The 14,843-nt window shown below is 61.7% G+C and carries 13 protein-coding genes and 2 pseudogenes; 10 read left to right on the forward strand and 5 right to left on the reverse strand.

Annotated elements, in window-relative coordinates; all coding sequences use genetic code 11:
• The 4 genes and pseudogenes from L0H65_RS04505 to L0H65_RS04520 form a co-directional block, all read left to right on the forward strand.
• Window positions 1-1,053, forward strand: a pseudogene (locus tag L0H65_RS04505) (capsule biosynthesis protein); the annotation flags it as partial.
• A 169-nt stretch (window positions 1,054-1,222) separates the two neighbouring features.
• Window positions 1,223-1,540: an antifreeze protein gene (locus L0H65_RS04510; RefSeq protein WP_301457639.1), complete on the forward strand. Its 318-nt coding sequence runs from the start codon at window positions 1,223-1,225 to the stop codon at window positions 1,538-1,540.
• A gap of 285 nt (window positions 1,541-1,825) precedes the next feature.
• A complete protein-coding gene (locus L0H65_RS04515) occupies window positions 1,826-2,056 on the forward strand; it encodes a DUF1127 domain-containing protein (protein WP_301457640.1) in 231 nt (76 codons plus the stop codon).
• A 109-nt stretch (window positions 2,057-2,165) separates the two neighbouring features.
• Entirely contained in the window at window positions 2,166-2,681 is a 516-nt protein-coding gene (locus tag L0H65_RS04520; RefSeq protein ID WP_301457641.1) for an urease accessory protein UreE, read from the forward strand.
• Between the two features lie 31 nt (window positions 2,682-2,712).
• Here the strand turns inward: L0H65_RS04520 and L0H65_RS04525 are convergent.
• Window positions 2,713-3,152 (reverse strand): annotated as a pseudogene (locus L0H65_RS04525) (DNA polymerase III subunit chi).
• A 16-nt stretch (window positions 3,153-3,168) separates the two neighbouring features.
• Window positions 3,169-4,641 (reverse strand): leucyl aminopeptidase, encoded by a 1,473-nt coding sequence (locus L0H65_RS04530; RefSeq protein WP_301457642.1) that lies wholly within the window; start codon window positions 4,639-4,641, stop codon window positions 3,169-3,171.
• Window positions 4,642-4,886: 245 nt separating this feature from the next.
• On the opposite strand from L0H65_RS04530, the gene lptF reads away from it, so the two are divergent.
• The 6 genes from lptF to rsmA all read left to right on the forward strand — a co-directional run bounded on the left by lptF (window position 4,887) and on the right by rsmA (window position 12,439).
• Window positions 4,887-6,032 (forward strand): LPS export ABC transporter permease LptF, encoded by a 1,146-nt coding sequence (lptF, locus tag L0H65_RS04535; RefSeq protein WP_301457643.1) that lies wholly within the window; start codon window positions 4,887-4,889, stop codon window positions 6,030-6,032.
• Window positions 6,029-7,123 carry an LPS export ABC transporter permease LptG gene (gene lptG / locus L0H65_RS04540; protein WP_301457644.1) on the forward strand — a complete coding sequence of 365 codons (1,095 nt, stop codon included), beginning with the start codon at window positions 6,029-6,031 and terminating at the stop codon, window positions 7,121-7,123. The genes lptF and lptG overlap by 4 nt, the downstream gene beginning before the upstream one ends.
• Window positions 7,123-9,258 carry an LPS-assembly protein LptD gene (lptD, locus tag L0H65_RS04545; protein WP_301457645.1) on the forward strand — a complete coding sequence of 712 codons (2,136 nt, stop codon included), beginning with the start codon at window positions 7,123-7,125 and terminating at the stop codon, window positions 9,256-9,258. The genes lptG and lptD overlap by 1 nt, the downstream gene beginning before the upstream one ends.
• Window positions 9,259-9,348: 90 nt before the next feature.
• The gene (locus L0H65_RS04550) at window positions 9,349-10,545 is read left to right on the forward strand and encodes a peptidylprolyl isomerase (RefSeq protein ID WP_301457646.1); all 1,197 of its coding nucleotides are present in this window, start codon (window positions 9,349-9,351) and stop codon (window positions 10,543-10,545) included.
• A gap of 3 nt (window positions 10,546-10,548) precedes the next feature.
• A complete protein-coding gene (gene pdxA, locus L0H65_RS04555; RefSeq protein WP_301457647.1) occupies window positions 10,549-11,616 on the forward strand; it encodes a 4-hydroxythreonine-4-phosphate dehydrogenase PdxA in 1,068 nt (355 codons plus the stop codon).
• Window positions 11,603-12,439 (forward strand): 16S rRNA (adenine(1518)-N(6)/adenine(1519)-N(6))-dimethyltransferase RsmA, encoded by an 837-nt coding sequence (gene rsmA, locus L0H65_RS04560; RefSeq protein WP_301457648.1) that lies wholly within the window; start codon window positions 11,603-11,605, stop codon window positions 12,437-12,439. Before pdxA ends, rsmA begins: the two co-directional genes overlap by 14 nt.
• 53 nt (window positions 12,440-12,492) lie before the next feature.
• Here rsmA and L0H65_RS04565 read toward each other — a convergent pair whose 3' ends face one another.
• The 3 genes from L0H65_RS04565 to L0H65_RS04575 form a co-directional block, all read right to left on the reverse strand.
• Entirely contained in the window at window positions 12,493-13,356 is an 864-nt protein-coding gene (locus tag L0H65_RS04565) for a DUF4167 domain-containing protein (protein ID WP_301457649.1), read from the reverse strand.
• A 253-nt stretch (window positions 13,357-13,609) separates the two neighbouring features.
• Window positions 13,610-14,455, reverse strand: coding sequence for a peptide chain release factor N(5)-glutamine methyltransferase (prmC, locus tag L0H65_RS04570; protein WP_301457650.1), 846 nt, complete (start codon window positions 14,453-14,455; stop codon window positions 13,610-13,612).
• The coding region (locus L0H65_RS04575; RefSeq protein ID WP_301457651.1) for a peptide chain release factor-like protein at window positions 14,455-14,843 on the reverse strand (389 nt) is incomplete at its 5' end. The genes L0H65_RS04575 and prmC, both read right to left, overlap by 1 nt.

The raw sequence follows: 14,843 nt of genomic DNA on the forward strand, positions 1-14,843 counted from the left end.
CCGACGCTGCTGACCGGCTATTACTACTATATGGTCGCGACCCCGCTTTACGCCACCAAAACCGAATTCGTGATCCAGCAATCGCAAAACCCGACCTCGGCTGCGGGTGGTTTGGGTGGGTTGCTGCAAGGCTCGCCGATGGCGACCTCGCAGGACAGCATCGCGGTGCAAGGCTATCTGCAATCGCGTGAGGCGATGCTGCGGCTGGATGAGGAACACGGCTTTCGCGCCCATTACAGCGCCCCCGCGATTGACCCGATCCAACGCCTCTCCCCCGATGCGACGCTGGAGGAGGCCTATAAAACCTATCAACGTGATTTCCAGATTTCCTATGATCCGACCGAAGGTCTGATCAAGATGGAGGTGATCGCGACCACCCCGGCAAAATCGGTCGAATTCGCCGAGGCGCTGATCCATTACGCGGAGGAGCAGGTCGACCACCTGACCCAGCGCCTGCGCGAAGATCAGATGCGTGGCGCGCGTGAGGGGTATGAGGATGCCGAGGCGAAAATGCTGACCTCGCAGCGCCGGGTGGTGGAGTTGCAGGAGAAGTTCAAGGTCGTTTCCTCTGAGGTCGAAGTGTCCTTGATCACCGCGCAGATCGGCCAGTTGGATACCATGCTCAGCCAGGACAAACTGTCGTTGCAGCAGATGAAATCCAACGCCCGCCCCAACGCCGCGCGGATGGAACCCCTGGAACGCCGGATCACCGCCCTTCAGGATGAGATTGCGACCCTGCGTGCCAAGCTGACCGAAAGCACCAACGGAGAGGAATCCCTGCCGCAAGTTCAAAGTGAGTTGCTGGTGGCGCAAGCCGATGTACAGACCCGGCAGTTGATGCTGGCGCAGGCGATCCAGTCGATGGAAACCGCCCGGTCAGAGGCCAATCGCCAGACCCGCTATCTGTCGCTGTCGGTCAAGCCGATCCCGCCGGATGAGGCAAGCTATCCACGGGCGTTTGAAAGCACGCTGGTTGCGCTGCTGATCTTTGCCGGGATCTATCTGATGATCTCGATGACGGCGGCAATCCTGCGCGAACAGATGACCGCCTGAACGGGCACCGCACCGGGATGCAGCAAAGCATCCCGGCCGCCACCGCGAACCAGCGCCCTCGCAAGCGATGCAAATCGCTGATTTTTCCCCCTTACCCCCGCTGGAACGCAGGACTATGCTGCGCAGCATCAACAGCCGCTGCATTGCAGCAAAAACCGAAAGGCCCGCTATGTTTCCTCCCAGGTTGACCAGTGATATGCTGCGCCTTTCGGTCGAAATGGGCATGATGATGGCAGAGGCGCAGATGGTCATCGTCATGCGTATGATGGGCATGGCCGGGGTGTGGAACGTCACCAAAGGCGAGAACAAGCGGATGGTTTCGGAGAAAACCACAGCCCTCATCGCTTCGGGTTTTGCGGCGCAAAAGGCGATTGCTGCCGGTGCCGATCCGACGGGTGCTGCCTTGGCCGCAATGCGCCCGTTGCGCAGCAAAACCCGTGCCAATGCGCGCCGCCTGTCGGGACGCGGCCCGAAATCGCCGGTCTGAAACAGTTGGTTCAATCGGAACCCTGATCGACCGCAGGCTGGAATCGGCAAGCGCGACAACCTCCTGCAATCTCGGCGCGGTATGCCTGACCTTGGGCGAAACGATTCGCCTGTTGGTAACGTGCAGAAAGATCGCTCCGCTGCCCTTCGACGACTGCCGCCGCCGTTTTCCAGCCATGCACATGCTGCAACGCGGCATTGAGGCTTTTGTCGGTACTCCTTGCCCACAGCATGTCACATATTGCAAGAAGGGAAGAACCATAAGGTCAGAAAAAGGAAATCCACTATGGCTTTCGTCACCACATCCGCACCCGCATCACAGATCGCACCCCGCATCGGGCGGTTTCTTGCGCGGCCCTTTGTCGCGTTCTGGAACCTGCTGATCCTCATGGCTGAAAGCACGCCACGCATGGAAGCGGTGCGCGCCCTCAATGCGCAAAGCGACGGCGATCTCGCGGCACGGGGCACCACAAGGGCCGATGAAGTACGCCGTATCTTTGGTGATCGGATTCATTGATGAACCGCGGCGCTGTGCGGCTGTCCTGCTTCGCCCCGCATTGAGGGGCGACAGGACAGATGCGGGCTGCTAGACTGATCCGGCACCGTCTGGAAAGGTTGGCGGCACGATGACCGATCTGCCCGTTGTCAAATGCCTGTTGGCGCAGGCGCCGGACCGCCCCAGTCACGGGCGTGTGCTGCTGTCGCGTCAGGATCGCAGCATCCGCCTTCGCGCCCTGACAACGGTACAGGGCGAAACCTTCGTTCTGGATCTGGGGCAACGCATCTCGCTTGACGGCCAGTTCGGCTTTGAGTTGGAAGACGGGCGCGTGATCGAGATCATCCATGCCGAAGAACCGCTGATCGAGGCGCGCGGCGATATTGCGCGGCTTGCATGGCACCTCGGCACCCTGCATCTGCAATGCCAGATCGAAGCGGATCGCATCCTGATCGCGGACGGTCGCGATGCGCGGGCGCTGTTGATCAAGCTCGGCGCGACGATTGCCGAAGTATCGGAAACATTTGCACCGGAACCGCATGGAATCCACGCACATGTGCATACCGCCCCGCAAGCTTCGGTCAAGCCCGAGTCCGTCACGGCGCCGGTCGCCTGGCCCGCGTTGCCGCGCGGCGATCCGTTCTGAATTTTTGTGAAAATGCCGTGATAACATAAGATTATCCGGCTTTCTTCTCCCATCTTCCGCTTTGCTCTGACCAGTATTGCGCGGCCAGCCCTGCCGAAGTCAGCGTTTTCCATTGCACCCTTGCGGCTGCCAACGCCGCCTCATCCGTCCCGTCGAACAGAATGAAAACCCGCTCCAGCCTTGTCGCCTCTGCCGCGTCAACCTCGGCGCCGTCCAGCGCCATCAAAGCCTGCGCGCCGTTCGCAATCGCACCCGCACCCAACACACCGGTTGCTGCGCGTCATGTGGCCCACCTGCCAGACCGTGCGGCAGGAAACTTTCCGCGTCACCTTCCCACAGCATATGGTCAAGCCGCTCCAGCCGCACCGGATCGGGGCTGCGCAGCATCACGCGCCAGCCTTGGCCCACGGCCCGCGTCAACAGGGTGCGCGCCGTTTCCTCCGCATCCGAGGAGGTGAGGTGATAGAACATCACCACCCCCACCGGGTCAGCCCTCGAACTTGTCGCGGATCAGACGGTCAAGCGCCATCACACCCCAACCGGTCGCGCCTTTCGGTGCCAGCGTGCTTTCCGTTTTCAGGAGTGCCGTCCCGGCGATATCCAGATGGCACCACGGCACATCCTCCTTGACGAAGCGTTTGAGGAACTGCGCCGCCGTGATCGAACCGCCATCGCGGCCACCGACATTCATCATATCGGCAATCCGCGATTTCAGCTTGGCGTCATACGCCTCCCCCATCGGCATCCGCCATGCCCCTTCGCCCTCGGCCGTACAGGCTTTGAGGAACGCATTGCACAAATCATCATCATTGCTGAAAACGCCAGTGTTTTCATGGCCCAGGGCGATGATGATTGCCCCGGTCAGCGTGGCAAGGTTGATCATGCCAACCGGCTTGAAGCGTTCCTGCGCGTACCACAGCACATCGGCCAACACCAAGCGCCCCTCGGCATCGGTGTTGATCACCTCGATCGTGTCGCCCTTCATGGATTTGACCACATCACCGGGGCGTTGCGCGCGCCCGTCCGGCATGTTTTCGACCAGACCGACCAGCCCCACGACATTGGCCTTCGCACCGCGCAGCGCCAGCGTGCGCATGACGCCGGCAACCACGCCGGCACCGCCCATATCCATCGTCATGTCTTCCATTCCGGCCGCGGGCTTGATCGAAATGCCGCCAGTATCAAAAACCACCCCTTTGCCGACCAGCGCGAACGGCGCCTCATCGCCGCCACCGTTCCACTGCATCACCACAACTTTCGACGGGCTTTCCGACCCCATCCCGACGCCGAGAAGCGCCCCCATGCCGAGCTTTTTCAGCTCCGCCTCCTCCAGAATCTCCACCTCCAGCCCAAGTTCCTGCATCGCTGCCAGCCGGGCGGCGAAATCATCGGTGGTCAGCACATTGGCGGGTTCATTCACCAGATCGCGGGTGAAAAACACGCCTTCCGCGACCGCGGCCATCGGTTTTGCCGCCAAAGCGACCGCCTCCGGGTCTTTGACCATCACTGTCACCGGGCCGCGCTGGGTCGGGTCTGTTGTTTTATGCGCTTCAAAATCATAGGCGCGCAGTGCCAGACCAAAGGACAATTCCGCAGCGCGCTGCATCGTTCCTGCCAGCACCAACACGCCGGATTTTCCGACCGCCTTGCCAATCGTCGCCCCGGCTTTGCGCGCGGTCTGGCTGTCGGCACGCGGCCCGGCCTTGACGACATGCAGTGCATCCGCCGCCAGACCCGCCGGAAACCCGAGCGTCGCCGCCGCCCCCGGCTTTACCTCGCCCCAGCCGTCAGAGCCGAGCAACCGGTTCAGCGCGCCTTTGGTCAAGCGGTTCAGCCGCCGCGCCGCAGGGCTGCGCGCTGCGGTTTCATCGGGGGCCGCCACCAGCGCAAGACTGCCCGAAAATGTGGCAATGGCGTCAAGATCGGTTTCCTGAAAGGTGATTGGCAGAGGTTTCGACATGATAAATTCGCTCTTTCATTCGGCGGGGATCGGGTCAGGTGCTGCACGGCATCCACCGCACGGTTTCCGGGCGGAGCCTAGCGCCTGCCCCGCCACTTGACCAGACCTGTCCGGAACCGGCGCTGAAACCGGAAATTCCGCAGAATTCCGCTACAATCTGCCATCAGGATTACCAGTTATCCATTTTCCCCAGCGGTAAACTTCGCTATCATGGCCAACAGCGAACAGGTGGGGGTAAAGCGCGCGTGACCAGATTCGACAGATACCTGCTGTCGCAATTTCTTGCGCTCTTCGGGTTTTTCTCACTAGTTCTGGTGTTGATCTATTGGGTCAACCGCGCCGTAGGGCTGTTTGACCGCATCATCGGTGACGGTCAATCGGCCCTGGTGTTCCTTGAAATCTCCTTGCTGACGCTGCCGAATGTCATCCGGGTGGTGCTGCCGGTGTCGGCTTTTGCCGCTGCGGTCTATACCACCAACAAACTGGCGCAGGATGGCGAATTGGTGGTGATGCAGGCGACCGGTTTTTCCGCGTTCCGGCTGGCGCGCCCGGTGCTCTATTTCGGGCTGTCGGTGACGCTGATGCTGCTGGTGTTGTACAATGTCATCGTGCCGCACAGCCGCACCATTCTGGCAGAACGCACCGCAGAGATGAGCGCGAACATGACGGCGCGCCTGTTGGTGGACGGCAAGTTCATGCATCCGACGGATGGGATCACCTTCTATATCCGCGATATTTCCGATGCGGGTGAGATGCAGGATATTTTCCTCTCCGATGACCGCTCCTCTGGCAGCAAAACCATCTACACCGCGCGGCGGGCGCTGCTGGTGCAAGGTGACGTTGATCCGAAGCTGATCATGTTCGACGGCATGAGCCAGAGCTTCGATGTCGCGAAAAATCGGCTCTCCATCACGCATTTCAGCGATTTCACCTATGATCTTGGCGGGCTTCTGGTGGCGGGCGCGCGGCCGCCGCGCAGCCTTGACGAACTGCCGACGCGCGCTTTGTTCGCGCCTTCCGCCGCGCTGTTGGCGGAAACCGGGTCGAGCCATGCCGATTTCCTGTCCGAAGCCCATGCACGGCTGGCGCAGCCGTTTCTTGCGTTGGCAACCGCGCTGATCGGCTTTGCCGCCTTGTTGATGGGGGCTTTCAGCCGGTTTGGTTTGTGGCGGCAGATCCTCGGGGCGGTTGTCTTGCTGATCGTGGTGCAGATGGTCAACAACGCGGCGTTTTCCGCCTCTGTCCGCTCTGACTTTGGCTGGATACTGGTCTATATCGCGCCGCTGCTGGGGATCGTGGCATCCATCGCCATGCTTTGGGTGGCGCAGCGCCCCCGCCGCCGCCATTCCGCCGGCCCCGGCCCGACCAGCAGCGAAGGCGCACGCGCATGATCATGAGCCGCTATTTCATCACCCGTTTTCTCAAGGTCGTGGCGCAGGTGTTCTTTGCATTCTTCGGCATCCTGATGCTGATCGACATGGTGGAGCAATTGCGCCGCTTTTCGGGGCAGGGAATTTCGCTGGCCGATGCCGCGAAACTAGCCTTTCTGAACGTGCCTGCCAATCTTTACACCATCCTGCCGCTGATCTTCATCCTTGCCGCAATCGCGATGTTCCTGTCACTTGCGCGCAGCAGCGAGTTGGTGGTGGTGCGCGCCGCCGGGCGTTCCGGTCTGCGGTTTCTGCTGGCACCCGTGGGCGCGGCTTTTGTGCTGGGGCTTTTCGTGGTTGCGGTGCTGAACCCCTTGGTTGCCGCCACCTCAAAGGAATATGACGTGCTATATGCCCATCAGGCGCGCGGCAGCGAAAGCGTTTTGTCCTTGAGCGCGAATGGCCTTTGGCTGCGTCAGGGGGGGGCGGATGGTCAAACCGTGATTCAGGCTGCCCGAGCCGATCTGGACGGGACCAGACTGTTTGGCGTGACCTTCCTGCTGTACAATCCCGCCGGTATGCCAACCGAAAGGATCGAGGCGCAGGAAGCATTGCTGCAACCCGGCGCATGGGCACTGACAAATGCGAAATATTGGGATCTGAGCCAACCCAACCCCGAAGCCGGTGCCACGTTGAAACCCAGCGCCAGCCTACCGTCCGAACTGACCGCAGACCGTATCCGCGACAGTTTCGGCACACCCTCGGCCATTCCCATCTGGTCCCTGCCCGGCTATATCTCCAAACTGGAACAGGCCGGGTTTTCGGCCCGCGCGTATCGGGTGTGGTTGCAGATGGAAATGGCATTGCCCTTGCTTTTGGCCGCGATGGTGCTGATTGCGGCAGGTTTCACCATGCGCCACGCCCGCTTTGGCAAAACCGGGCAGATGGTGCTGTTCGCCCTGATCGGCGGGTTCGGCATCTTCTTTCTGCGCAATTTCGCGCAAGTTCTTGGCGTCAGCGGTCAGATTCCGATTGTCCTCGCAGCGTGGAGCCCGCCGGTCGCCGCCGCACTGCTGGCACTTGGCCTGCTGTTGCATCTGGAGGACGGCTGATGCGCAGGTTTGCCTTTGCTGCCGTTCTTGCGCTGTTTTTGCCCGTGGCGGCACCTGCGCAAGACCTCGCCTCACTGGTGGCGGATCGTGTGTCAATCGCGGGCAATGATACGCTGGTAGCGCAAGGCAATGTGGAGGTGTTCGTCGACGGTCGCCGTCTGAAAGCCAAAAGCATCACCTATGACCGCCGCTCTGACCGACTGCATCTTGAAGGGCCGATTGTACTGACCGACGACAACGGCACCTTGATCCTTGCCGATCAGGCGGAACTCGCTGCCGATCTGTCCGAAGGGGTGTTGCAAAGTGCGCGGCTGGTGCTGGACCAGCAGTTGCAGCTTGCCGCCAATGAGATGATGCGGATCGGCGGGCGCTATACCAGCCTGAACAATACCGTGGTGTCATCGTGCAAGATTTGCGCCAGTCATCCGACCCCGCTGTGGGAGATTCGCGCTGACCGGGTGATCCATGACCAGTTGGAACGCCAGATCTATTTCGACAATGCCACCTTCCGCCTGGCTGGTGTTCCATTGTTCTGGTTGCCGCGCCTGCGCATCCCTGACCCGACGCTTGACCGTCAGACCGGATTTCTGGCCCCCTCGTTCCGCACCACCAGCGGTTTGGGCTTTGGCATCAAGGTGCCGTATTTCATCCGCATCGGGGACCGCAGGGACTTGACGGTCACCCCCTACATCTCCACCAAGAACGCCCGCACGGTCGAACTGCGCTATCGTCAGGCCTTCCGGACCGGCGATATCGAGGTGACAGGGGCGATCAGCCGTGACCGGTTGCTGCCGGGGGAAACCCGTGGTTTTGCCCAAGCCAACGGCCGCTTTGCCCTGGCGAAGGGTTTTACCCTCGCATTCTCGGGCGAATATGTCAGCGATGACGCCTATCTGCTGGACTATGGCATCTCATCGCGCGACCGGCTTGACAGCCGGGTAGAGGTGTTCCGCACCCGGCGCAACGAACATATCTCGGCGCGTGTGATCAACTTCCGCTCCATCCGCGCCGGGGATGTGAACAGTACGCTTCCCTCTCTTGTCACTGACCTGACCTATCAGCGCCGATTTACCCCCGGTTTGATTGGCGGCGAAGGCGGTTTCCGGGTGCAGACTCACAGCCATTACCGCAGTTCCAACCTTCCCGGTGACAGCGATGGCGATGGCATCAGCGACGGCCGCGACATGGCGCGGCTGTCCTTCACCGCCGATTGGCGCCGCAACTGGATTTTGCCAGGCGGCGTTCTTGCGGCCTTCGCGACCGAATTGAACGGCGATTTCTACCGGATCCGGCAAGATACAGTTTTCGCAGGCAGCAATTTTCGTGGGCAGGCCAGCACCGCCGTCGAATTACGCTGGCCCTTGGTGCGCACGCAGGCAAATGGTGTCAGCCATCTGATTGAGCCGGTGGCGCAACTGGTCTGGAGCGGGCAAAGCAAAGCCGTCATTCCCAATGAAGACAGCGTATTGGCAGAATTTGATGAAGGCAATCTTTTCGCCCTCAGCCGCTTTCCCGGTGCCGATGCTGTCGATGAGGGTCGCCGCGCCAATCTCGGCATCAGCTATACCCGGTTCGACCCTGCGGGATGGGGCCTTGGCCTTACCTTCGGGCGGGTAATCCGCGACCGCGATCACGGACAGTTCAGCGCCGCCTCCGGTCTGCGCGGCAGCAGTTCCGATTGGCTTGCAGCGATGCGGCTGACGCTGGCAGATGGTGCAGTGATGACCAACCGGCTGGTATTTGATGACAATTTCAAACTGACCAAAGGTGAAATGCGGCTGGACCTGCAACGCACGGATTTCGGGATCACGTCGTCCTATGTGCGGATGCTGGCCGATGCCAGCGAAAGCCGTGCGGTGGCGGTGTCCGAACTGACCCTTGCCGGGCGCTACCAATTCACCCCGAACTGGGAAGGCAAGCTGAACACACGCTATGATTTCGTCGCCAATCGCGCCGCTTCCGCCGGGTTGAACCTTTCCTTCCGCAATGAATGTCTGAAACTCGACCTGACGGTGGCGCGGCGCTTCACCACCTCCTCCATCGTCAAACCAACGACGGATTTCGGCCTTTCCGTTGATTTGCTGGGCTTTGGCGGCAAAGGCAAACGCGGGCCTGCGCGCGCCTGTAGCGGTTAAGGTGTTGCCATGACCCCAACGGGCAGAGTACCACAAGTTGACAAGATCGCCGCCCTAAAGGCCCAAGATCCCAGAGATGAGAAGAACAAGATGATCCGCTTCGCCGCACTCCTCACTGCCCTGATGGTTTTTCTGGCCGCCGCCCCCGATGCGCAGGCGCAAAACCTTTTCACTCCGCAGGTTTACATCAACGACCGTGCCATCACCCGGTTTGAGGTGAAGGAACGCGCGCAGATGTTGCGCCTGTTCCGGGCGCCCGGCGATATCGAGGCCGAAGCGTTGAAGGGATTGATCGAGGATCGGCTGCGGATGGATGCGGCCAAGGCGCTGGGGATCAAGGCCACGCCCGAGCAGATCATGGCCGGGATGGAAGAATTCGCCAGCCGCGCCAACCTTTCTGCCGATCAGTTCGTGAAAGCCTTGGGGCAAGCCGGGGTTGCACCGCAGACCTTCCGCGATTTCGTGGAGGCGGGGCTGGTCTGGCGTGACGTGGTGCGCCAGCGTTTCGGCCCGCAGGTGGTGATTTCCGACGCGGAGATTGACCGCGCGCTGGCTGCCAATGGCGATATCCGCGCCGTGCGCGTGCTGTTGTCGGAGATCGTGTTGCAAGTACCTGCAGGGCAGATTTCAACGGTGATGATCCGCGCCAAGCGCCTCAAGGCAGAGATCGCGTCGGAGGCGGATTTCGGCAAACTGGCCCGCAGCAGCTCCAGTTCGGCAAGTGCATCGCGCGGCGGGCGGCTGGATTGGATGCCGCTCTCGAACCTGCCCGCAGCCATCGCGCCGGTTGTTCTTGCGCTCAGCCCCGGTCAGGTGTCAGAGCCGGTGAATATGGGCGATACAGTGGGGTTGTTTCTGCTGCGCGAAATCAAGGAAGACAAATCAGCCCCCGGCAGCGTTGATGTCGATTATGCGCAATACACCTTGCCCGCGAAAAACGGGGCCGCCGATGCCGCAGCGCTGCGCGCAAAGGTCGACACCTGCGATGATCTTTATGCCATCAACAAGGGTCAACCGGCGGATCGCCTGTTGCGCGAAACCCGACCCGCTTCGCAACTGCCCGCCAATATCGGCAGGGCGCTGGCTGATCTCGACCCCGGCGAAAGTGTCGATTTTCCGTCCGGTGGGGCGCATGTGTTCGTAATGCTCTGCTCACGCAATCCGGGTGCGAAAACCGCGCCGAACCGCGATGCGGCGCGCGAGGCACTGATCAATGAGCGTCTGGGCGCGCTGGCGCAGGATTATCTGGAAGAGCTGCGCTTCAACGCCTTCATCCGCGAACCATAAGCGATGGCCGCGTCGCGATTGCCCATCGCCTTGACCTGCGGCGAACCGGCTGGCATCGGCCCCGAAATTGCGGTGCATGCAAGGGCGACGCTTGGCGCGGAACTGCCGTTCTTCTGGATCGGCGATCCCCGGCACCTGCCTGCAAATGCGCAGTACCGGTTGATCGACATGCCATCCGACGCTTGCGATGTTCCGGGCGATGTTCTGCCCGTCCTGTACCACCGTTTTTCCAGCCCATCAACGCCGGGACAGGCGCGGGCTGACCATGCGGCCGATGTGATCGCGGTAATCGCGCGGGCGGTGGAATTGGTGATGCAGGGTCAAGCATCCGCGATCTGTACCGCGCCGATCAACAAGAAAGCGCTAAAGGATGGCGCTGGTTTCGCCTTTCCCGGCCATACCGAATATCTCGCCGCGCTTGGCGGGGTGGACCGGGTGGTGATGATGCTCGCCTGCCCGGACCTGCGCGTGGTGCCGGTGACGATCCACATCCCGATTGCCCAAGTGCCGGGGGCGTTGACCGCGCAGGCGTTGGAAGAAACGCTTCGCATTACGCATGCCGGGCTGATCCGCGATTTCGGGCTGACAGCACCGCGCATCGCAGTGGCAGGTCTGAACCCCCATGCGGGCGAAGGCGGCGCGATGGGCAACGATGAAACCGCGCTGATCATTCCGGTCCTTGACCGTCTGCGCGCCGAAGGGATGCAGATTTCCGGCCCCTTACCCGCCGATACCATGTTTCATCCCGCCGCCCGCGCGCGATATGACGTGGCGGTTTGCATGTATCACGATCAGGCGCTGATTCCGATCAAGACCATTGATTTCGCGGGTGGGGTGAACCTGACGCTCGGGCTGCCGTTCATCCGCACCTCGCCGGATCACGGCACCGCGTTTGACATTGCGGGCAAGGGCATCGCCGATCCGACGAGCCTGATTGCCGCCTTGCGCATGGCGCGGAATATGGCGGCGGCGCGGGCGGACACGGCGGCGGGGGGTTTCACACCCCCCGCACCCCCCGTGAGGTATTTCCACCAAGATGAAGGGGCAGAGGGTCGGCATGCCCGCGATTGATGGCTTGCCCACATTGGCGCAGGTCATCCGCACCCATGATCTGGTTGCAAAGAAGCAGCTTGGCCAGAACTTCCTGCTGGATTTGAACCTGACCGCCAAAATTGCGCGCTCCGCCGGGGATTTGACGCAATGCGATGTGCTGGAGGTTGGCCCCGGCCCCGGTGGCTTGACGCGCGGCTTGCTGGCCGAAGGTGCGCGCCGGGTGTTGGCGGTGGAGAAAGATGGGCGTTGCCTGCCCGCGCTGGCCGAGATTGCGGCGGCATATCCGGGGCGGCTGGAGGTGGTGAATGCGGATGCGCTTTCGCTTGATGTCTCTGCGCATCTGACGGCACCGGTGCGGGTGGTGGCGAACCTGCCCTATAATATCGGGACCGAACTTCTGGTGCGCTGGTTGTCACCCGACACATGGCCGCCATTCTGGCAAAGCCTGACGCTGATGTTTCAAAAGGAAGTGGCGCAGCGAATCGTGGCGAAACCTGGGGACAAAGCCTATGGTCGGCTCGCCCTGTTGGCGCAATGGCGGACCGATCCGCGCATCGTGCTGACGCTGCCGCCCGAGGCTTTCAGCCCGGCGCCGAAGGTTCATTCCGCCGTGGTGCATCTGGCGCGGCTGGAGGCGCCACGCTTTGCCGCCGATGGCGCGATGTTGTCACGGATCACCGCGATGGCGTTCAACCAGCGGCGCAAGATGCTGCGGTCCAGCCTGAAAGGCATGGGCCCGGATATCGAGACGCGTCTGCTGGCAGTCGGGATTGCGCCAACCGCACGCGCCGAAGAAATTTCACTGGAGAGTTTCTGCGCCCTGTCGCGGCAATTCACCTGACCACCGGGGCACAATGTAGAACGCCGGGACAAGCTGCCCCGGCGTTTCTTGAATTACTCCGCCGCCTCGTTGCTGCCATTACTTTCCGGAGTGGCATCGGTTTTCGGTTTTCGCGGCGCACGCGGTTTGCGGGGGGCACGGGACACAGGCGTTGCACTATCATCTTGCGCAATGCCACTGTCTTGCGATGCGGCGCTACTCATCTCCACCACTGGCTTTGGCTTGGCGTTTCTGTGGCGCGATGGGCGGCGTGCCTCCGGCGTCTCCACCAAACCGTTATCATCTTCGCCAGCGCCGGCCTCGATCACGTCCGGAACGTTTCCGTTTTCATCCGAGTTCGGCGCGGCGTAGCGTTCACGACGGGTGTTGCCGCGATTGCTGCCCTGATTGTCGCCACGATTTTCATTGCGACTGTCGTTGCGGTTGTCACCGCGATTGTCGCCACGGTTTTCATTACGATTGTCGCTGCGATCCTCGCGGCGGTTGTCGCGGTTGTCATCGCGCGGAGTTTCATTCCGAGACCCATCATGACGGGGGCCATCCGAACGGTCGTCGCGCAGATCGGGTTGCTGGCTATCGCCACGATCCTGTTGCCGGTCGCGGAAACCATTGCCGTCACGCTGCTGATTCTGGTTGTCTTGCTGGCGGCGCGCGTCCTGCTCTGCCTGCATTTCGCGCTGCGCCTCACCAAGAAGGCGGGTGTAATGCTCTGCGTGTTGCAGGAAATTCTCGGCGTTTACGCGGTCATTCGACAATTGTGCATCGCGCGAAAGCTGGTTGTATTTGTCAATGATTTGCTGCGGCGTCCCACGCACCTTACCTTCGGGGCCGGAGCTGTCGAAGACGCGGTTGGTGATGTTGCCGAGGGTGCGCGGGCGGTTCGATTTCGAACGCTGGCGGGATTTGGAAGATCTCATCTTATCCTTTGACCCAGATCTCGTCTGGCTTTGTCTATGCGCCGGCGGTCTGATAAGACACGTCTTGCCCAAATCCGGGCGCATCAGGCATTTTTGGCATTGCGTGCGGGGATGAGAGCCGGGTTTCCCCGGAACAAGCCCCTTTCACGCCCATTTGTCTAAAGGCGGGATCCGTCAGGAGCAAGTGAAAACCGTCCATATTCGCACTTATCCCCATAAAACCGCGCGGAATCCCGCCAAGCCGTGGCGCAAATCACGCGGTTTCGGGCAAATATCGCCCCGCAACCACGCGATTACGCCCATCCATATCCGGCAGCACCGCAATCGCCGCCAGACCAGCGGCCTGGAACAACCCTGCCACATCGCGGCCCTGACGCGGCCCGATTTCCACCATCAGCCAGCCGCCGGGGGAAAGATGCGCAGTGGCCCCGGCGCAGATCGCGCGGTAGGCGGCAAGACCGTCGCCACCGGGCGTCAACGCCAGACGCGGCTCCCAGCTGCGCACCTCCGGCGACAGACGGGCCATTTCACACTCGGCAATATAGGGCGGGTTGGAGATGATCAGATCGAACCGCCCCGGCACCGGGTCAAACCAGCTGCCTTGAACAAATCCGGCGCGTTCGGTCAGGCCAAGCCGTTCGCAATTGCGCTGCGCGACCAAAAGGGCTGCCCTCGACAGATCGACACCCACCCCACGAGCCTCCGGCCGCTCAGCCAGCAGGGTCAGCAGGATGCAGCCGGAACCGGTGCCAAGGTCCAGAACCGAAGCAAAAGGGTGGTGCAGTGCCGCCGCAACCAAGATTTCGGTTTCGGGGCGCGGGTCCAGAACATCAGACGTGACCGCGAATTCCCGCCCCCAGAACAGGCGCGCGCCGAGGATCTGGCTGATCGGCTGGCGAGCGGCGCGGGCGTTCAATGCCTGCTCCAGCCCGCGCAATTGATCGGGGGCCAATTCGGTTTGCGATGGGGTCAGCGCCAGCGCTGCCCGCGTGGTTCCCAGCGCATGGGCAAGCAGGATCACCGCATCCAACCGGGCATCCGGCACCCCCGCCGCGTCCAGCTTTGCCACCGCCATCCGCCGCGCGGCAAGCAGGTTCATTACTGCATCTCGGCCAGTTTACGCGCCTGATCGTCGGAAATCAGCGCGTCGATCACCGGGTCGAGATCACCCGCCATGATCTGCCCCAGCGAATAAAGCGTCAGGTTGATCCGGTGGTCGGTCATCCGGCCTTGCGGGAAATTATAGGTGCGGATGCGTTCGGAGCGATCACCGCTGCCGACCTGGGCTTTGCGGCTGGCGGAACGTTCGGCATCCACGCGGTCACGCTCTCGCTCAAACAGGCGTGCGCGCAGGACTTGCATCGCAGCGGCGCGGTTCTGGTGTTGCGATTTCATCGCCGAGACGACGATGATGCCGGTCGGCAGATGCGTGATGCGCACAGCGGAATCGGTGGTGTTGACGTGCTGACCACCCGCCCCCGAAGCGC

Origin of the sequence: Pseudorhodobacter sp., assembly GCF_030452865.1 — a bacterium.
Taxonomy (GTDB): Bacteria; Pseudomonadota; Alphaproteobacteria; order Rhodobacterales; family Rhodobacteraceae; genus Pseudorhodobacter.